16 protein-coding genes are annotated in these 18,676 nt (G+C 49.1%); all 16 read left to right on the plus strand.

Features of this window, described 5'->3' with window-relative positions:
* Nucleotides 1–23: 23 nt before the first annotated feature.
* Nucleotides 24–929, plus strand: a complete 906-nt coding sequence (locus tag FVB43_RS06845; protein WP_133841528.1) for a glycosyltransferase family 2 protein — start codon at nt 24–26, stop codon at nt 927–929.
* Nucleotides 930–965: 36 nt separating this feature from the next.
* A complete protein-coding gene (locus FVB43_RS06850) occupies nt 966–2,090 on the plus strand; it encodes an EpsG family protein (protein WP_133841529.1) in 1,125 nt (374 codons plus the stop codon).
* Nucleotides 2,091–2,232: 142 nt separating this feature from the next.
* The gene (locus tag FVB43_RS06855; RefSeq protein WP_133841530.1) at nt 2,233–2,985 is read left to right on the plus strand and encodes a glycosyltransferase family 2 protein; all 753 of its coding nucleotides are present in this window, start codon (nt 2,233–2,235) and stop codon (nt 2,983–2,985) included.
* Between the two features lie 18 nt (nt 2,986–3,003).
* The gene (locus tag FVB43_RS06860; RefSeq protein WP_133841531.1) at nt 3,004–4,038 is read left to right on the plus strand and encodes a glycosyltransferase family 4 protein; all 1,035 of its coding nucleotides are present in this window, start codon (nt 3,004–3,006) and stop codon (nt 4,036–4,038) included.
* An 89-nt stretch (nt 4,039–4,127) separates the two neighbouring features.
* A complete protein-coding gene (locus tag FVB43_RS06865) occupies nt 4,128–6,341 on the plus strand; it encodes a phage tailspike protein (RefSeq protein WP_133841532.1) in 2,214 nt (737 codons plus the stop codon).
* A gap of 144 nt (nt 6,342–6,485) precedes the next feature.
* Complete coding sequence (gene wcaK / locus FVB43_RS06870) at nt 6,486–7,736, plus strand: colanic acid biosynthesis pyruvyl transferase WcaK (RefSeq protein ID WP_133841533.1); 1,251 nt, start codon at nt 6,486–6,488, stop codon at nt 7,734–7,736.
* Nucleotides 7,737–7,740: 4 nt separating this feature from the next.
* Nucleotides 7,741–8,964 (plus strand): glycosyltransferase, encoded by a 1,224-nt coding sequence (locus FVB43_RS06875; protein ID WP_159336332.1) that lies wholly within the window; start codon nt 7,741–7,743, stop codon nt 8,962–8,964.
* Entirely contained in the window at nt 8,961–10,301 is a 1,341-nt protein-coding gene (locus tag FVB43_RS06880; protein WP_167863636.1) for a lipopolysaccharide biosynthesis protein, read from the plus strand. Before FVB43_RS06875 ends, FVB43_RS06880 begins: the two co-directional genes overlap by 4 nt.
* Before the next feature lie 148 nt (nt 10,302–10,449).
* A complete protein-coding gene (galF, locus tag FVB43_RS06885; protein WP_133841536.1) occupies nt 10,450–11,346 on the plus strand; it encodes a UTP--glucose-1-phosphate uridylyltransferase GalF in 897 nt (298 codons plus the stop codon).
* Nucleotides 11,347–11,392: 46 nt separating this feature from the next.
* A complete protein-coding gene (gene galE / locus FVB43_RS06890) occupies nt 11,393–12,406 on the plus strand; it encodes a UDP-glucose 4-epimerase GalE (protein WP_133841537.1) in 1,014 nt (337 codons plus the stop codon).
* A 590-nt stretch (nt 12,407–12,996) separates the two neighbouring features.
* Entirely contained in the window at nt 12,997–14,088 is a 1,092-nt protein-coding gene (gene rfbB / locus FVB43_RS06895) for a dTDP-glucose 4,6-dehydratase (protein WP_167863637.1), read from the plus strand.
* On the plus strand, nt 14,085–14,984 hold the full coding sequence (rfbD, locus tag FVB43_RS06900) for a dTDP-4-dehydrorhamnose reductase (protein ID WP_167863638.1): 900 nt from the start codon (nt 14,085–14,087) through the stop codon (nt 14,982–14,984). Before rfbB ends, rfbD begins: the two co-directional genes overlap by 4 nt.
* Before the next feature lie 33 nt (nt 14,985–15,017).
* The gene (rfbA, locus tag FVB43_RS06905; protein WP_133841540.1) at nt 15,018–15,890 is read left to right on the plus strand and encodes a glucose-1-phosphate thymidylyltransferase RfbA; all 873 of its coding nucleotides are present in this window, start codon (nt 15,018–15,020) and stop codon (nt 15,888–15,890) included.
* Nucleotides 15,891–15,894: 4 nt separating this feature from the next.
* A complete protein-coding gene (gene rfbC / locus FVB43_RS06910) occupies nt 15,895–16,449 on the plus strand; it encodes a dTDP-4-dehydrorhamnose 3,5-epimerase (RefSeq protein ID WP_167863639.1) in 555 nt (184 codons plus the stop codon).
* A gap of 24 nt (nt 16,450–16,473) precedes the next feature.
* Nucleotides 16,474–17,763: a flippase gene (locus FVB43_RS06915; protein ID WP_167863640.1), complete on the plus strand. Its 1,290-nt coding sequence runs from the start codon at nt 16,474–16,476 to the stop codon at nt 17,761–17,763.
* Entirely contained in the window at nt 17,726–18,634 is a 909-nt protein-coding gene (locus FVB43_RS06920) for a glycosyltransferase family 2 protein (protein ID WP_167863641.1), read from the plus strand. Before FVB43_RS06915 ends, FVB43_RS06920 begins: the two co-directional genes overlap by 38 nt.
* Nucleotides 18,635–18,676: the final 42 nt, after the last annotated feature.

Raw genomic sequence — 18,676 nt, forward strand, 5'->3', positions numbered from 1 at the left:
AACCGTTTAAAAGGTGCCTGGTAATGAAGGATATTTTCTTTTCGATCGTCATTCCTGCATATAATGCATCCGAATCTATTGTAACCACGCTGGATTGTGTGGCGGCGCAGAGTTACCAGAATTTCGAAGTGATCATCGTTGATGATAAATCGGCTGACGCCGATAAGCTGGCCGAGCTGGTGCAGTCAGAGCGTTACCGCCAGCTGAAGATTAATCTGGTGCTGTCGCAGGAAAAACTGAACGGCTCCGGTGCGCGTAACAAAGGTATCGAACTGGCAACGGGCGATTACATCAGCTTCCTTGATGCGGATGATGAGTGGCACAAAGACAAGCTGACTGAGACCCTGAAGCTGATTCATCAGTTGGAAGGGCAGGGCAAGCAGAAGTTCGTGATTTACAGCCAGGTCAATATTATTCAGGATGGGCAGTTCCTGAAGGTGTTGCCATTGCAGCAGGTGGGGCGCCATGAAACCGTGGCCGAGTATCTGTTTGGCTGCTATGGCTTTATCCAGACCAGCACCATTGTGCTGAAACGTGAATACGCGCAGGATATCCGCTTTGATCAGAAGTATATCCGTCACCAGGACTACGACTTCTGCATCCGTGCTGACAAACTCGGCTACGAGTTTGTGATGATTGACCAGCCGCTAGCCAACTACCATCTGGTCACCAAATTTGGTTCTAAACATAAAGGCGAGTCGGTGAAGTATTCCTTCTTCTGGCTCGACAACATGAAGCCGTATCTCACCCGGCGTGATGTTCACACCTATAAAGCGTACAAACTGCCGCTGCGTTATAAGATGGACGGTAAGTCGTTCCAGGCCAGCCTCAGCTTTGCCCGCTACTTTTTCTTAACCAATAAAGATAACCGCACTTACTTCCTCAATCGTGTGAAAGACAAACTTCGGGCAAAACTCGGAGGGAAGTAACGTGAGCAGAAGAATAATAATTGGGTGGGAAACACTATGGCAATATATTGGATAGTCAGTTACAGCATTCTGATTTTATGTTTCTTTGAACTGGCGACGATTAACCAGGCGAATGAGCCAAAAATGAAGCGCGTGACCACCTACTTCTTCTTTATCGCGGTGGTGGCTTTGATTATGTTTGCGGGCTTCAGGGGCCCCAACTCCGGTATTGATGACTGGCAGTATCTGGGTTTCTTCTACGATTTTTCCCGTCAGTCGAGTATCAGTGGTTATGAAACCGTGGCGGATATTTACCGTTACGAAAACCTGTTTATGTTACTGGCATGGATATTGTCGTGGTTCACCCATGAAAGCTACTTTTTCCTGCTGTTCATCAGTTTTATTGCCGTATCAACCAATGCCTGGATTTTTAAGAAGTATTCACCGTTGATCCTCTGTTCGCTGTGCCTTTACTCAGCGCACCTGTTCATCAACAAGGATATGAACCAGATTCGTTTCGGGCTTTCCAGCGCCTTCGCGGTGGCCTGCATCTGTTCGGCCGCCGGGCGTAAATATTTTCTGGCGTTTGTTTTTCTGGCGTTCAGCACCCAGTCACACTCAACCGGCTATGCGGTACTGATGGTGTTACCGTTCCTGTTCCTGCGTGAGCGTAAATACTTTGGTATTGCGATGGTACTGGCGGCGATCCCGCTGGGGCTGATCGGCGGGAAAAAGCTGTTCCTGGACTCACTGGGGATTGTTCCGGTGATCGGGGACCGAGCGATGGGCTACAGCGGGACGGTATTTGATGCCGCCTCACCGGTCTTTGGTCTGGCGAACTTAAAAAACATCGCCTTTATTGCCTTCTTTACCGTGGTTTATTTTAACCGTCCGATTAAAGAAGAAGACCGTATTGCCTACATTCTGTTTATCGCTTACTCGGCCGGTGCCGCCGTGCGTATCATTTTCTCGGACTTCTCCATTATCGGTGGACGAGTCGGGAACCTGTTCCTGCACTGTGAACCGTTATTGCTGGCGTTTTTGATGATGCGTATCCGTCACACGCTGCTTAACTTTGGGCTGCTGTTTGCCATGACCTCTTATTATCTGGCGTACAACACCATTCTGTCAGTGCAGTCCATCAATGGTTACAGCATTGCACCGTTATTCCGTCTTTTTTAACGCCAGCGGGCGAGGCGTGCCTCGCCCCTACGTTTCCCCAGATATATTTCGTAGGGGTCAGGCCTGCCTGGTCCGTAATCTTCGACAGATATATTTCGTAGGGGTCAGGCATGCCTGACCCGTAATAAAAATAGGGTATCAGATGAATAATCAAATCGGCACGGTAGGGATTATTATCCCGATGTACAATGCGCGCGCGACCGTTTTGCGTGCGGTGCAGTCGGTGATTGATCAAACGTATACCGACTGGCGGATCTATCTGATTAATGATAAATCCACCGATGACTCACTGGAATTTGTGCAGCAGCATTGTACTGACCCGCGGATTACTCTTCTCAGCAATGACGTCAACCTCGGTGCAGCAGAAACACGCAACGTGGGATTAAAAGCCGCGACGGAGCCGTTTATTGCCTTCCTCGACAGTGACGATGAGTGGGCCAGCGATAAGCTGATGTTGCAAACCGCCTGCCTGGCGGCCGGTGATGACCTGGTGATCAGTCATTATCACTATCAGTCACGCACGAAATCCTACGAGGTCCGTTACGGTAACCCTGTGTTGCTGAAGGATAACTTCGTTAAAAAGCAGTTCCGTATCTGCTTCTCTTCTGTCTGCTATCGTCGCCCGGCGCGTCAGGTGCTGTTTAAGAAGAAAGGGCATGAAGACTTTCTCTTCCTCTATGAGCTGTTCGAGCAGTACAAGCAGGCGCGGGTGATTGATAAAAATCTGGTGACCTATTATGAAATGGGGGACTCCCTGTCGCGTAATAAAAATAAAGCAGCGAAATGGCACCTCGATTTACTCAAGTACATTTATAAAAATAACCCGCTGAAGGTTTATTACTACTACGTCTGGTACATGGTTAATGGCGTGTTGTTTACCTTAAAACATCGCTGATCTGAGGTGGCTGAAATAATGAAAAGAATCGTACTGGTCATCAAGGATGCGTATTCCTATGCCGGAACTGAGAATATCTGTAACTTCATGTCAGAGTGCTTCGGTGAGCAGCATGAGGTGACCATCTATTCACTGGAAGGGTCGGGAGAACCGTTTTATCCTTTCAGCCAGGTACAGCAGATCGTCAGCTTCGCTGGCGAAAAAAATCCGCTTAAGGCCGCCGTGAAGCAGATTCAGCAGCAGCAGTTTGACGCGGTGTTTCTGATCAGCATGGGGCGCCTGAGCGTGATGTTTGCGCTCTACAGCATGATGACCCTCAAAAAGAAAACCGCCCGCGTCTATGCCTGTGAACATGTGGCGATTAACTCCTTCAGTAAACCGATCAAACTCCTCAAGTACCTGATGCTGCGTTATTACGACCGCGTGATCGTACTGACCGATAAAGATCATCAGGTGTTCAACGGCTGGAATATCGCTAGCAAAACCATCCCCAATCCTGTGGTGTACAAAAATCTTCAGCGCACAACGCGGCACTATCAGGCGCTGGCGGTCGGACGTCTGGATCATCAAAAAGGTTTCGACCTGTTGCTGGATGTCTGGCAGGGCTTTGTTGCCAGCAATCCTGACTGGACGCTGGTGATTGCCGGTGACGGTGAGCTGAAAGATGAACTGATCGCGCAGGCAGCAAAGCTGAACATCAGCGACAGCGTTAATTTCGTTGGCCGGGTGAGTAATATCAACGACTACTACCGCGACAGCGATATGGCGCTGATGACGTCGCGCTATGAAGGTCTGCCATTGGTGTTGCTGGAAGCCAAGTCCTGGTCACTGCCTGTTGTCGCGTACGATTGCCCGACCGGGCCGCAGGAAATTATTAATCATCAGCAGGATGGTTTCCTGGTGGCGATGAACGACAAAGCCCATTTCATTGCCAGTATGAACCAGCTTGCTCATGACGATGACCTGTTCTATGCGATGAGCGCCAGTACCCAAACCACGGCCCTTAAATTTGACGGCCGCGTGATTAAAGAGAGCTGGCTGTCCCTGGTGTAAGGGCGGTTCAGGTTCCAATTGAGTATCTCTGGACATCCGTTTCCTGCCTGCTTTGCAGGCTCCAAAAAATTGACCATGGGATAACACCAATGAAAAGAAGAGAATTACTCACGGCGTTCTCGTCGATTCTTGCCGGACTCTCTGTCAGCTCTATTTCCAGTGCGGCGGCGAAAAGCGATCCCTCTCTGGCGTTAAAAGGGATTACACCCGGTGAGCTGCCGAAAGGCGATGTGCCGATTCTGACGCCAGAGAATGTCTACACCATGCCAGACCAGTTCTGGAAGAATTTCAACGGTAAACTGTTTATCGGTAAAGCGGGTACGGACCCGACCCAATCCGGAAATCTGATTAACCTCTATCTGCGCGATGCCTCTGGCAAACTGTCACAGGTACAGCAGCCCGTTGCCTTGAATAAGGGCAACTTTGAGCAGTTTATCGCTGACAATGCAGCACTGATTGCCGATCCTTCGCACTCTATGGCGGTGGTCGATGATGCCGGAAATACGCTGTTTAATATTCCGGATGTAACCCGTGGCGCGAATAATTTCAGCCAGCGTCTGGCGCAACCTGCCGGATATCAGCTGATTGGTGAAATTCCTTCGGTTGACGATCTGCGTAAAACGCGCCCGCTGTTTAGTGGCGCTAAAATTAAGCTGAAAAGCTGGCATGAGGGGCTGGAAGTGGGCGGCGGTGAGTTCGTTGGCACACTGGAAGCCGCCAAAGACGACGGAGGGGTAACGATCTCCTCCGGTGCGGATTACCACTGGCGCCGCGTGGTGGAGGACTTCAACCGTCTGACCTTGTTTGACTTCGGTGCGATTGCCGATGGTAAAACGGACAGTGCTCCGGCGATCAAAGCGATGTATCAGTGGGCGCAGGATGCGAACCAGCAGATCTGCCTGCAATTCCCGGCGGGCACCTTCTTCGTCAGCGCCTGTGATTTCTCGCAGCAGCAGACGCGTTTCTTCCGCGTCTCCGGTGCGATGGTGAACTTTGGCTATTTCCCGGCCACCACCATCGTCTCCAACGGCGATTCTGACTTCATTTTCAAGGTCAACACCCGCTGGGTGGAAGTCAGCAACCTGCAATTTAACGGTCGCACCGACACCCAGCCGAACAAGCAGGGCTTCTTCGATAACCAATGCGAAGGCGGCCAGTATTTCCGTGGCGCCTGCCTGCGGTTTGTTCGCGTTGGCGGCACGGCGATCAGCCTGATGGATACCCTCGACTGCAAAATTGATCAGTGGTATGCGCTGCGCTGTAGCGGCGACGTGATCAAGTCTGTCTGGTCCAATGCACCTAAGGGTAAGTGGGATCACAGCACGGCCATCGAGCTGTCTAACTTTAATGCACAATACTGCACCGACGGTAAGGTGCTGAACCTGCAACGCTGCGGTCAGTCGCTGATCCACAACGGCTGGATTGAACACACCGAATTCCCCGGTGATATCTCGAACGGGCAGTGGATCATTGATGCGCTGAGCCTGGAAACCTGTAAAAACCCGCTGATTGCGCACAACTCGCGTCTCAATATGCGTCAGACCAATCTTCAGGCCGGTAGCTGGATTGATAATTCGCTGGCGGAAGGCGAGTGGCTGGGCGCCTGGGAACGCGGTTCCACGCGCGTGGAGTCTTACGGCGTGGCGGTTGATGGCAGTATGAAATACAACTATCTGACCTCACGGTTCCGCATCGAAAACAACAGCGACCAGCAGAAGTGGGTGGAGCTGGGCAATATCTATACCCCGGATGTCGGCGATGCCTGGGAGATTGAAATCTTCGGCCAGTCCTCCTTCAGCAACGGCAGCGGCAATGCGCCGCTCAACAAAGTAGTGGGTGACAAAACCACCGGCGGTAGGGCGATTGTCAGCCTGCAACGTAAAACCCACAAGTTTGAAGCGTCCTGGCATGCCGAAGGGGCCAGCCCGGTGCTTGATGTGATGATTGTGACGCCGCACGACACCGATGTGCGGGTGTTTGTCAAAATCGATGGCTGGGTCGCGTCGGCCGGTGTGTTGATCAAAACCACCGCAAAAGACCGCTTTAAGACCGGCCGCTGCGCACGTTTCGACAGCAAAATGGCATTTGGCAACGCCCCCTCGGGCAAGGATGTCAGCCGCGCAAGTCAGCGTTTCAGCTTGCATAACGGCAAGGCCGGAATCGGCGCGAATGAGGCGGGTGATTTGCTGATGGCTTCCCGTCCACTCACCGCCGACCAGGTCAATACGGATCACCCGGAAGGCTTTGTTTCTATCGTGCTGAATGGCCGCCAGGTCGCCATCCCGTACTTTTCACTGAAATAAGTGTCGGTTTTCCGTTAAGACCAGGCAATTTCAGAGTTATCAGGCTGTTTTTCCTCGGGCAGGACAGGCAGCCTGTTTTAAACGATTCAGCTGCATTGATGGGCGTTAGCCTGTAAAAATTACAAAAATTTTTCTGGAGTAGTTATGAAGATTTTATTAGTTGGCAATCATACATGTGGAAATCGTGGTGATGGCGCTATTTTACGCGGGATTATTGATTCGTTGAACCTGGCAAGGAACGATATTGATATCGACATTATTAGCCGTTATCCAACCAGTTCTGGTTACCTGCTCCAGCAAGACATTCTGCCTGATGCGCTCTTTTTGCAGACCAAAAAGGGCAAAAACAAGATCGTCGATAAGATCAAACGCCGCCTGATGCCAAAAATTATGATGGCGCATATCGCGAATAAGGGCGTGTTCAAGCTGTTCCCGGTGCCGCAGTATTTACAGGAATTCAGCGACAACCTGAAGCAGTACGATGCGATTATCCAGGTTGGCGGTTCGTTCTTTGTGGATCTGTACGGTCCGTTGCAGTTTGAGCATTCACTGTGTGCGCTGCTGGCGAAGAAACCGATCCATATGATCGGCCACAGCGTGGGCCCGTTCCAGAAGCCGCGTTTCAATGAAATTGCGAACTTCGTGTTCGACCGCGTCGATAGTCTGGTGCTGCGCGAAAGCGTCAGCCTGGAGATGATGAAGCAGGGCGGTATCACCACCGGGAAAGTGGTAAAAGGTGCTGATACCGCCTTCCTGGTCCGTGCACGTGAGGTGGAAGAACCGGGTCATAACCTGGTGCACTGGCAGCAGGTCATTGACCAGCAAAAAACGATCGCCATTACCGTGCGTGAACTGGCACCTTTCGATAAGCGCCTTGGGGTGACCCAGCAGCAGTACGAAGCGGCGTTTGGACGTGTGATCAACGCGATGATTGCACGTGGTTATCAGGTGGTCGCCTTCTCCACCTGTACCGGCATCGACAGCTACAACAAAGATGACCGTATGGTGGCAATGACACTGAGCGATCATATTGAGCAGAAAGATAAGTACCACGTGATCATGGATGAATTTAACGACCTTGAGCTGGGTATCCTGCTGGGTCAGTGCCATCTCACGATTGGCACCCGTTTACACTCCGCAATTATCTCAATGAACTTTGGGACACCAGCGGTGGCGATTAACTACGAGCACAAATCTCTGGGCGTGATGAACCAACTTGGGCTGCCAGACATGGCCAGCGATGTGAAGAGTCTGATGGACGGCAGCATTATCACGCGGGTGAATAATGTGCTGGATAACTATGAGGCGGTGAAGCAGCAGGTTGATACGGCTGTGGAACAGGAACGGATCCTGGGTAACCGTATCACTGACGACGTGGTCAAACGCTTAGGGTGAACCAATGAAACTGACATTTTTCACGATGCGATTTCCGGTTTCCTCGGAAACCTTCGTACTGAACCAGGTGACGCATTTTATTGATATCGGCTACGACGTTGAGATCATTTCGGTTTTTCCGGGCGACCTGGTGAATCGACACGGTGCGTTTGACCGTTATCATCTGGCAGAGAAGACCCACTATCTGCTGCCAGAAGAGAAGGTCAGTAATGCGGATAAATTGAAACAGCGTCTGCAAATTGTGCTGCCAAAAATCCTCAATACCGCCACGTTAAAATCCTTCAATATCGGGCGCTATGGCGCCCAATCCAGCAAGCTGCTGCTGCCGGCAATTGTGGCCGCCAACAAAACCCCGTTCGTTGCCGATGTGTTTTTAGTGCACTTCGGTTATGCCGGGGCGCTCGCCAATAAACTGCGTGAACTGAATGTTCTGCAGGGCAAGCAGGCGACCGTCTTCCACGGTGCCGATATTTCACGCCGCCATATCCTCGACGAGCATAAAGATGACTATGCACGCCTGTTTACCCAGACCGATTTGCTGCTGCCTATCAGCCACCTGTGGGAGAACAAGCTGATTAGCATGGGCTGCCCGGCAGAGAAGATTCATGTAACGCGCATGGGCATCGAGCCGGAGAAATTTAATCTCAAAATCAGGGATTCTCTCCATCAGCCGCTGCGCATTCTTTCCGTGGCGCGCCTTACCGAGAAGAAAGGGCTGGGCGTGGCAATTGATGCCTGCAAAATCCTTAAAGCGCAGGGCGGACAGTTTGAATACACCATTGTCGGCAACGGTGACCTCGAAGAGGAACTGCGTGCCACCATTGCGGCGGCCGATCTGGCTGACTGCGTGAAAATGGTCGGCTTTAAGCCGCAGGAAGAGATCAAACGCTATCTCGATGAAGCCGATATCTTCCTGCTTCCGTCGCTGACCGCAGCGGATGGAGACATGGAAGGGATACCGGTGGCGTTGATGGAAGCGATGGCCGTCGGGCTGCCGGTGGTGTCCAGCGAGCACAGTGGTATTCCTGAACTGATTGAACACAATGTGTCCGGCTGGCTGGCACCGGAAGGCGATGCGAGCGCTCTCGCCGCCATTCTGCTGAAACTGTCACAGGGTGAGGCCGATATCGCACCGGTGGTGGTGGCCGCACGGCACAAGGTAGAAACCGAATTTAACCAGCATATCGCCTACCGCGAACTGGCAGAGATTCTGGAGCAATTAGCGTGAGTAGTTTAAAAAATCAGGCCGTATGGCTGTTTGGTGGTACCTGTTTCGCCGCCGTGTTACAGGTGATACAGCTTGGGGTGCTGGCGCGTAAGCTGGAGACCCACGAGCTGGGTATTCTGGCGATTATTAACGCCATTCTGGCCGTGGCGATGGTGTTGCAGGATATGGGGATGAGCAGCTACATCGTCCATCGCCAGAACATCACCCGCAAGGAGCAGAGCACCATCTACTGGGTGAACGTTTTACTCAGTCTGATGACCGGATTGCTGTTGATCGCCATTGCCTGGCCGATCGCGCATTTCTACCACATTCCGGAACTCACCGGGCTGATCATGCTAACCAGCATTAACTTCCTGGTACTGGGATCGCTGTCGCAGTATCAGGCCCATTTCGTTAAAGCCAAACGCATGGTGCTGCTGGCGAAGATCGAAATGGTCACCAAGTTTCTTGCCTTTGCACTGACGGTGGGGCTGCTTTACTACTCGCCGCTCAATGTCTCTGCGGTGATCCTCGGCCTGTTTGCCAATGCCGCGATGCGTATTCTGTGCATGATTTGGTTTGGTGAAAAGTCCTGGCGGCCGACCTTCGAGTTTGATAAATCGACGTTCTTCAGCTCGATGAAGTACGGTGTGTATCAGCTGGGCTCACAGACGATTAACCAGTTACGTACTCAGGCCGACTCCCTGATCGTCGGTAAAGTGATGGGCGCTGAAATGCTCGGGGTATACTCACTGGCGAAAGAGCTGGTGCTGCAACCGCTGAAACTGGTGACGCCGGTGATTAATCGCCTGGCACTACCCCGCTTTGCTGAGCAACAACACGAACCTGCGCAGTTGCAGAAGTTGTTCCTGAAAGGCACCTTCATGATCATGCTGTTCAGCAGCCTGATGTATCTGGCGATTGGTATCCTCTCCCCGGTGGTGGTGCGCGTGCTTTACGGCCCGGCACACGAGGCGGTTGGTCATTTGATCCCACTGATGCTGCTGTTCGGTATGCTGCGTCCGATGGGCGGGCTGACCGGCGCGATATCTCAGGCTAACGGCCGTACCAACGTCGAGTTCTGGTGGAATGTGGTGGCAAGCATCATCGTGGTGCTGGTACTGGCAACCACCTGGATCTGGCCGAACGTCTGGTATGTGGCGCTGACGCTGTCGATTTCTCAGGTTCTCATCTCTGCCTTTGCCCATCCGTTCTTTATCAAACCGGTGATTGGCATTCCATTTATCCCCTATGCTCGTCAGTGGATGTCGGTGGCGGTGGTGTTTGTCGGGATCATGGCGTTGGTGAGTTATTTCAATCTGTTTATCAGGCCGGAATGGTTCACTCACTGGCTGTAACCCGGTAATAAATATAAGGTCACCGTGATGGTGGCCTTTTTTATTGCTGGCCCTGGCTGCTTATTTTTCAGATTAAGATTATACTTGTGAATCATCTCTTTAATGCATAATCAATGGACGTTTTTTACTTCATTTATATGGAAACACTATGACCAAGCTTAAAGCAGTTATCCCGGTTGCGGGTCTCGGTATGCATATGCTCCCTGCTACAAAAGCCATTCCTAAAGAGATGTTGCCTGTTGTCGACAAGCCGATGATTCAGTACATCATCGACGAGTGCGTGGCAGCGGGTATCAAGGAAATTGTCCTGGTCACTCATGCATCCAAGAATGCGGTTGAAAACCACTTTGATACGTCCTATGAGCTTGAAGCCCTGCTTGAAGCGCGTGTGAAACGTCAGCTCCTGAGTGAAGTGCAGTCTATCTGCCCGCCGGGTGTGACGATCATGAACGTGCGTCAGCCACAGCCGCTGGGCCTGGCAAACTCCCTGTTATGTGCCCGCCCGATGCTGCATGATGATGCCTTCGTGGTGGTCCTGCCGGACGTATTGCTGGATAACGCCAGTGCCGATCCGCTGCGTTACAACCTTGCCGCGATGGTGGCACGCTTTGAAGAGACTGGCCGTAGCCAGGTACTCGCCCATCATATGCCTGACGTGGATTTGTCTGAATACTCCGTGATCACTACCGAGGAGCCACTGGACTTCCCAGGCAAAGTCAGTTCTATTGTCGAATTCGTGGAAAAACCAGAGCAACCACAGACCCTGAATTCTGACCTGGCTGCCGTTGGCCGCTATGTATTGTCTGCGGACATCTGGCCAGAACTGGAAAACCTTGAGCCGGGTGCCTGGGGCCGCTATCAGCTGACCGATGCGATTGCCAACCTGAACAAAAAACAGCCGGTTGATGCACACCTGCTGAGTGGCGACAGCTTCGACTGCGGTCGTAAACTGGGCTATATGAAAGCGTTTGTGACCTGGGGCCTGCGTAACCACGCTCAGGGCCGCGAGTTCCGTGAAGAAATTCAAAAAATTCTGGCGAAGTAATCTTATTTGATTATGGCCGCGCCGGGCGTGGTCTGAAGGAGTCAACATGGCAATTTTAGTAACGGGCGGGGCGGGCTACATCGGTTCCCATACCGTGTTATCGCTGCTGCAACGTGGTGATGATGTTGTCGTACTGGATAACCTGAGCAATGCCTCACGCGAATCGATTAACCGCGTAGAGAAGCTGACGGGTAAAACGGCCACCTTCTGCGAAGGGGATATCCTCGACCGTGCGTGCCTGCGCGATATTTTTGCCAGTAACCGCATCGATGCCGTGATTCACTTTGCCGGCCTGAAAGCCGTGGGCGAATCCACCCGCAAACCACTGGAGTACTACCAGAATAACGTTACCGGTACGCTGGTGCTGTTGGAAGAGATGCGTGCTGCGGGTGTGAATCAGTTTATCTTCAGCTCTTCTGCTACCGTCTACGGTGCTGATGCGCCGGTTCCTTATGTGGAAACCACGCCAATTGGCGGCACAACCAGCCCGTATGGCACCTCAAAGCTGATGGTTGAGCAGATTCTGCGTGACTATGCCAAAGCGAACCCGGAATTCAAAACCATCGCGCTGCGTTATTTCAACCCGGTGGGGGCGCATGAGTCTGGCCAGATCGGCGAAGACCCGAACGGCATCCCGAACAACCTGCTGCCGTACATTGCTCAGGTGGCCATTGGCCGTCTGGAAAAGCTGGGCATCTTTGGCGGAGATTACCCAACGAAAGATGGCACCGGCGAACGCGACTACATTCACGTGATGGATCTGGCTGAAGGCCATCTTAAAGCGCTGGACCATATTGCTGCGGTTGATGGCTACAAAGCTTACAACCTCGGTGCCGGGGTAGGGTACTCGGTGCTGGAGATGGTGAAAGCCTTTGAGAAAGCCGCAGGTAAGCCTGTGCCTTACCAGATCTCACCGCGCCGTGATGGCGATCTTCCTGCGTTCTGGGCGGATGCCTCGCTGGCGGACAAAGAGCTGGACTGGCGTGTGTCACGCGGTATCGATGAGATGATGCGTGATACGTGGAACTGGCAGTCGAAGAATCCTAATGGGTATCGTTGAATAAAACGTGAAATCCCTTGTGTATAAAACTCCCTGATCTGGGAGTTTTTTTGTTTGTGGGCTGTGGCAATGGTATATTTTAACCCTCTATATTTCCAATAGTTACTGTAGGTAGAGCGTGCGTAAGGGAGCACTTGCTAAGGTGAGTTAGAAAATAACCTATCAGTGTTGCTTAATTGTCCATTAAATGTCGAAAGCGTCAAACCCACAAAAAAATAGAGATTAGGCTTGTATGGTCCAGTACTTAGTATAAAAATTGGCGCTGGATTTTGTGAGGCTTTATGTCTGATTATTTCCAGGACTAATCTGGTTATGAAAAGCACGTCGAGTGACAGGGTCAGGCTATGCTTGTGTAACGAGGTAAGAGACAGCTATCTGGTGGCTACAGCCAGTGGCGGTAGCGTGGCCAGGCGAAACAGTATGCACATTTGATAACAACAATTCTGGTCATCACCGTATACCTGTTGATGTTATACGCCATAAAAGTACGGCAAAAAATGACTGTGACTTCACCACGCTGTTTGACGGCCCAATGACCATCAGCGAGCATTCTTAGCATTATTGATATTAGCCAAAGAGAGAACGACGGCGTGAAAATTCTAGTGACCGGCGGCGCCGGATTTATTGGTTCAGCAGTAGTTCGCCATATTATTACGCAGACTACAGACAGTGTCGTGAACGTTGATAAACTCACGTATGCGGGCAATCCTGAGTCCGTAGTTGGTGTCAGCAATGATGCGCGTTATGCTTTTGTACAGGCCGACATCTGTGACAAAGATGCCATTAGTGCGATTTTCAATGAACATCAACCTGATGTGGTAATGCATCTGGCGGCTGAAAGCCACGTAGACCGCTCCATCAGCGGCCCGGCTGATTTTATTGAAACCAACATTGTCGGCACTTATATCATGCTGGAGGCAGCGCGCAGTTACTGGAGCGGGCTGGATTCTACGCGCAAAACGGCTTTCCGTTTCCACCATATTTCCACCGACGAAGTCTACGGAGATTTACCTCATCCGGACGAGATGAATGATGACTCAGCTGCGCTGCCATTATTTACCGAAACCACCGCCTATGCACCCAGCAGCCCGTATTCGGCATCAAAAGCCTCCAGTGACCATTTAGTCCGTGCCTGGCTTCGTACCTACGGTTTGCCAACGATAATTACCAACTGCTCAAACAATTACGGCCCTTATCACTTCCCGGAAAAACTGATCCCTTTAGTGATCCTGAATGCACTTGACGGTAAGCCTTTGCCGGTTTACGGACGTGGCGATCAGATCCGCGACTGGTTGTATGTGGAAGACCATGCGCGCGCACTTTATACGGTGGTAACAAAGGGTAAGATAGGTGAAACCTACAATATCGGCGGCCATAACGAAAAGCAGAATTTAGAGGTGGTAGAAACCATCTGTGATCTGTTGGATGAGATGGTGCCGAAAGCCACTCGCTACCGTGAGCAGATTACCTATGTTGCCGACCGCCCGGGGCACGACCGTCGCTATGCGATTGATGCCTCTAAAATCAGTCAAGAACTTAACTGGCAACCACAGGAAACATTTGATAGCGGGATCCGCAAGACGGTGCAGTGGTATCTGGACAATACCGAGTGGGTGAGTAACGTCAAAAGCGGCGCCTATCAGTCATGGATTGAACAGAACTACAGTGAACGTCAGCCATGAATATTCTGCTGTTCGGTAAAAATGGCCAGGTCGGCTGGGAATTGCAGCGTGCGCTGGCTCCACTGGGGAACGTTACCGCGCTGGCCACATCATCAACAGAATATTGCGGTGACTTTGCTGATACCAAGGGAATTATCGCTACGATCCGCAGCATCCGCCCTGATGTGATTGTGAATGCTGCGGCATATACTGCCGTCGATAAAGCCGAGAGTGAGCCTGAGCAGGCGCATCGGGTCAATGCATTGACCGTAGAAGCTATTGCTAAAGAGGCCGAATCGCTGAGTGCCTGGCTGGTTCACTATTCGACTGACTACGTGTTTCCGGGACAAGGTGCGCAGGCCTGGGAAGAAGACGATTCCACTGGGCCGCTTAATGTGTATGGTGCCAGCAAACTGGCCGGTGAGTTGGCCATTCAGCAGTATTGTTCCCGGCATCTGATTTTCCGCACCAGTTGGGTGTATGCCACCAAAGGTAATAATTTTGCCAAAACGATGCTTCGTCTGGCGAAGCAGCGTGATGAACTGTCAGTGATTAACGATCAGCATGGCGCACCAACCGGGGCTGATCTGATCGCGGATTGTACGGCTCATGCTATTACTGCTGCGATGCGCGATCCGTCGGTGGCGGGGTTATATCACCTTGCCGCAGCGGGCACTACGACCTGGTATGATTACGCTAACGTCGTGTTTGCCGAAGCAAAAGACGCAGGTGTTGAGTTAGTCTTGAAGACGTTACATCCGTTGAACACCAGCCACTATCCAACGCCCGCGCAGCGTCCGCTTAACTCCCGGCTGGATACACGTAAATTTCAAAACACGTTTGGTCTGACCTTGCCCGACTGGCAACGCGGGGTTCAGCGGATGATGGCTGAGTTAGCCGCGTTTAATGCGCTCTGACCTCATTAACCCGATATAAATTAGAGATATCTCATGCGTAAAGGAATTATTTTGGCAGGGGGGTCTGGAACCCGCCTGTATCCGGTCACTATGGCCGTCAGCAAGCAACTGCTGCCCATCTACGATAAACCCATGATCTACTACCCTCTCAGCACGCTGATGCTGGCAGGCATTCGCGATATTCTGATTATCAGTACCCCGCAAGATACGCCACGTTTTGAACAGCTGCTGGGCGATGGCAGCCAGTGGGGGCTTAACCTGCAATACATTGTACAGGAGAGCCCCGATGGCCTGGCACAGGCCTTTATTCTGGGTGAAGAGTTCATTGGTGAAGATAGCTGTGCACTGGTGTTAGGCGACAATATCTTCTACGGCCACGACCTGCCGAAAGAGCTGCAAGCGGCAGTAAGCCAGACCTCCGGCGCGACGGTATTTGCTTACCATGTTAATGATCCTGAGCGTTATGGCGTGGTGGAGTTTGATAAAGACGGCATTGCGGTCTCTCTGGAAGAGAAACCGCTGGAGCCCAAGAGTAACTATGCGGTTACCGGGCTCTATTTCTACGACAATAGCGTAGTGGAAATGGCGAAAAGCCTGAAACCGTCACATCGCGGCGAGTTGGAAATTACCGACATCAACCGCCTGTATATGGATCAGGGCAACCTGTCGGTGGCGATGATGGGGCGTGGCTATGCGTGGCTGGATACCGGTACGCACCACAGTCTGATTGAGGCGAGCAACTTTATTCAGACCATTGAGCAACGTCAGGGCCTGAAAGTCTCCTGCCCGGAAGAAATTGCCTATCGCAAAGGATTTATCGATGCAGAGCAGGTGAAGAAACTGGCTGCGCCATTAGCGAAGAATGAATATGGGCAGTATCTGCTCAAGATGGTAAAAGGGTATTAATGCTATGAACGTGATTAGAACAGAAATACCGGATGTGCTGATTTTTGAGCCTAAAGTGTTCGGGGATGAACGAGGTTTCTTTTTTGAGAGCTTCAGCCAGAAAGTATTTGAAGAAGCAGTAGGCCGTAAGGTGGAGTTTGTGCAGGATAACCATTCGAAGTCTTCAAAAGGGGTTCTTCGCGGTTTGCATTACCAGGTTGCGCCTCATGCGCAGGGGAAGTTGGTACGTTGTGTAGCGGGTGAAGTGTTTGATGTGGCAGTAGATATTCGCAAAGGTTCGCCAACCTTTGGTCAGTGGGTAGGAGCGAATCTTTCTGCTGAAAACAAGCACCAGATGTGGATCCCTGAGGGATTTGCACATGGTTTTCTGGTATTGAGCGACAGTGCGGAATTTGTTTACAAAACGACTAGTTTTTACGCACCACTTAGTGAAAATTCAATCCGGTGGAATGATGAATACTTAGCAATTGAATGGCCCATTAATGGTTTGGACTTGGCACTTTCAGCAAAAGATAAGTCGGCTCGAGAGTTTCTAGGAAGTGTTATTTCCAATAATTAATGTTAGGGATGTTTAAACTTAACTATGTTAGATAAAAAATTATTTAAAAACATATTTTCGATGTTCAGCATTCAAGGTTTAAATTATCTTATACCTTTAATAACAGTGCCTTACTTGGTAAGGGTTTTAGGAATTAGTGAGTTCGGCACCTATAGTTTGATTCTCGCAGTTATACAATATTTTGTTATCTTTGGTGATTATGGGTTTAACTTGTCGGCAAGTAGACAAATATCGATAAAAGTTGATGATATTCATGAAGTATCCAAAGTGTTTTTTTCGGTTATGTTTTGTAAGGTAGTAATAGCAATATTGGGTTTTTTTATTCTTATTATTAGCTCAACTTTTTATGTGATCATTCGCGAAAACATAATGCTATTTATCATTGGCTATACGGTGGTAATTGGTACCACATTCTATCCAATATGGCTTTTTCAAGGCTATGAAATGATGCAATGGATTGCAATTAGCAATTTTTTAGCTAAAATTGTAGGTGTTGTAATTATTTTTTCTTTAGTAGAATCAAAACAAGACATCTGGATTGCTCTATTAAGTCAAGGGGTTGTCGGGGTCTTCGCTTCGATAATTGCACTATTTAAAGCCTATCATGAGAAATTGCTTGTTCTTGTTTTTCCTGGTTATAATGATATTAAAAAGCAATTGAAACTTGGCTGGAATATATTCATTTCTTCATTTTTCGTAAGCCTATATACTACAAGCATTCCAATAATACTAGGGTTTACCTCGGGGGCGGATAGTGTTGGTATATATACTGCAGCTGATAAATTGAAGCAAGCTCTCCAGGGGTTGATAGGTCCCGTATCACAAGCAATATATCCACGCAGCAATAGAATTATGATGGAGTCACGCGAAAGAGCATTGAACTTTGTTAAAAAAATTGGTTTTATTCTTGTAACCCCGATGGTGATCGTAAGTTTCATCGTGACGATAATGTCAGAGGATATTATTAAATTTGTTTTCGGGGCAGGGCATGTAGGTTCATCTATTGTTCTTGGAATAATAATATGGATTCCACCTATTGTCGCTATTGCTAATCTATTAGGTGTTCAGCTATTGTTACCTATGGGATTGAGTAAGAAATTTGGTTACTGTTATATTATAGTTGGGCTGATAGGACTTCCCTGCTTGCTGGTGTTATCGAGTTTATACTCATATGTTGGGGTTGCATATGTTGCAGTATGTGTGGAATTTTCGATAGTCGTTTTATTTTCATTTATTGTCATATCTGAATGCAAAAGATTTAACAAGGGACAAGCTGATGACATTGTTATCAATATGCATACCAACAAAAAATAGAATTAATTATTTAAAAAGAACCATCCAATCTATTATTGATGATGATGTAGACCCAAGTCTGTATGAGATTGTTATTTCTGATAACTCAGATAATGATGAAGTCAAAGAGTATATTGAGACTTTAAGCGATAAGAAAATAAAAATCATCTTCTTCAAGAATGAATTGAAAGGTTTTTACAATTCAGTTAAAGCCTTGTCGTTTGGAACTGGTGATTTTTTAAAGCTACATAATGATTACAGTATGTTCAGCAAGGGATCCTTTAAGTATTTAGTTGAACTTGTTGAAAGTAACAATACAGCAAAGCCTATTATTTTTTTCTCCAACGGTGAATTAAAATCGAAAGAAATACTAACGGAAGTAAAATCATTTAATGATTTCATAGCATCTACGAGTTATTTGAACACCTGGAGTTCTGCCTTTTCCATCTGGAAGAGTGATTTTATCAACACGAAGCATGATATTCATTCAGTTGATTCAATGTTTCCTCATACATCTATAATTTTTAACTGTGTTAAAAATGAATATATTATCTGCAATAAAAAAATTATGGAGAATATTTCAGTAGAAAAAAAAGGTGGTTATAACATATTTTATAATTTCTGTGTAATATACCTTGAAATGCTGCAGAAGCAAGTAGACTCAAATAAGTTGAAAGCTAAGGTCTTTGATAGATTGAAGTCCGATATGCTTTTAAACTTCATCGCGCCATGGTATTTTAAAACTATAACCACTGATAAAGGTTATACATTTGACAACCATAATGCTGATTTAATTATCAAAAGAAAATATGGACTTGCTGGGTTGCTGAAAGTTAAAGTCTTGGCATATCTCAGATTATTTAAAGAAAAAATTTATGATTTTGTGCGCTAAGAGAACAAATAAAACTTTTTGGAAATTTTCTTTATGAGGTTT

Origin of the sequence: Erwinia rhapontici (assembly GCF_012271765.1) — a bacterium.
In the GTDB taxonomy this organism is placed as follows: domain Bacteria; phylum Pseudomonadota; class Gammaproteobacteria; order Enterobacterales; family Enterobacteriaceae; genus Erwinia; species Erwinia rhapontici.

Excerpts from the sequence above, each read along its gene's own strand:
- FVB43_RS06845 (WP_133841528.1), top strand. The coding sequence starts at position 24 with ATGAAGGATATTTTCTTTTCGATCGTCATTCCTGCATATAATGCATCC.
- FVB43_RS06850 (WP_133841529.1), top strand. The coding sequence starts at position 966 with ATGGCAATATATTGGATAGTCAGTTACAGCATTCTGATTTTATGTTTC.
- FVB43_RS06855 (WP_133841530.1), top strand. The coding sequence starts at position 2,233 with ATGAATAATCAAATCGGCACGGTAGGGATTATTATCCCGATGTACAAT.
- FVB43_RS06860 (WP_133841531.1), top strand. The coding sequence starts at position 3,004 with ATGAAAAGAATCGTACTGGTCATCAAGGATGCGTATTCCTATGCCGGA.
- FVB43_RS06865 (WP_133841532.1), top strand. The coding sequence starts at position 4,128 with ATGAAAAGAAGAGAATTACTCACGGCGTTCTCGTCGATTCTTGCCGGA.
- wcaK (WP_133841533.1), top strand. The coding sequence starts at position 6,486 with ATGAAGATTTTATTAGTTGGCAATCATACATGTGGAAATCGTGGTGAT.
- FVB43_RS06875 (WP_159336332.1), top strand. The coding sequence starts at position 7,741 with ATGAAACTGACATTTTTCACGATGCGATTTCCGGTTTCCTCGGAAACC.
- galF (WP_133841536.1), top strand. The coding sequence starts at position 10,450 with ATGACCAAGCTTAAAGCAGTTATCCCGGTTGCGGGTCTCGGTATGCAT.
- galE (WP_133841537.1), top strand. The coding sequence starts at position 11,393 with ATGGCAATTTTAGTAACGGGCGGGGCGGGCTACATCGGTTCCCATACC.
- rfbD (WP_167863638.1), top strand. The coding sequence starts at position 14,085 with ATGAATATTCTGCTGTTCGGTAAAAATGGCCAGGTCGGCTGGGAATTG.
- rfbA (WP_133841540.1), top strand. The coding sequence starts at position 15,018 with ATGCGTAAAGGAATTATTTTGGCAGGGGGGTCTGGAACCCGCCTGTAT.
- rfbC (WP_167863639.1), top strand. The coding sequence starts at position 15,895 with ATGAACGTGATTAGAACAGAAATACCGGATGTGCTGATTTTTGAGCCT.
- FVB43_RS06915 (WP_167863640.1), top strand. The coding sequence starts at position 16,474 with ATGTTAGATAAAAAATTATTTAAAAACATATTTTCGATGTTCAGCATT.
- FVB43_RS06920 (WP_167863641.1), top strand. The coding sequence starts at position 17,726 with ATGACATTGTTATCAATATGCATACCAACAAAAAATAGAATTAATTAT.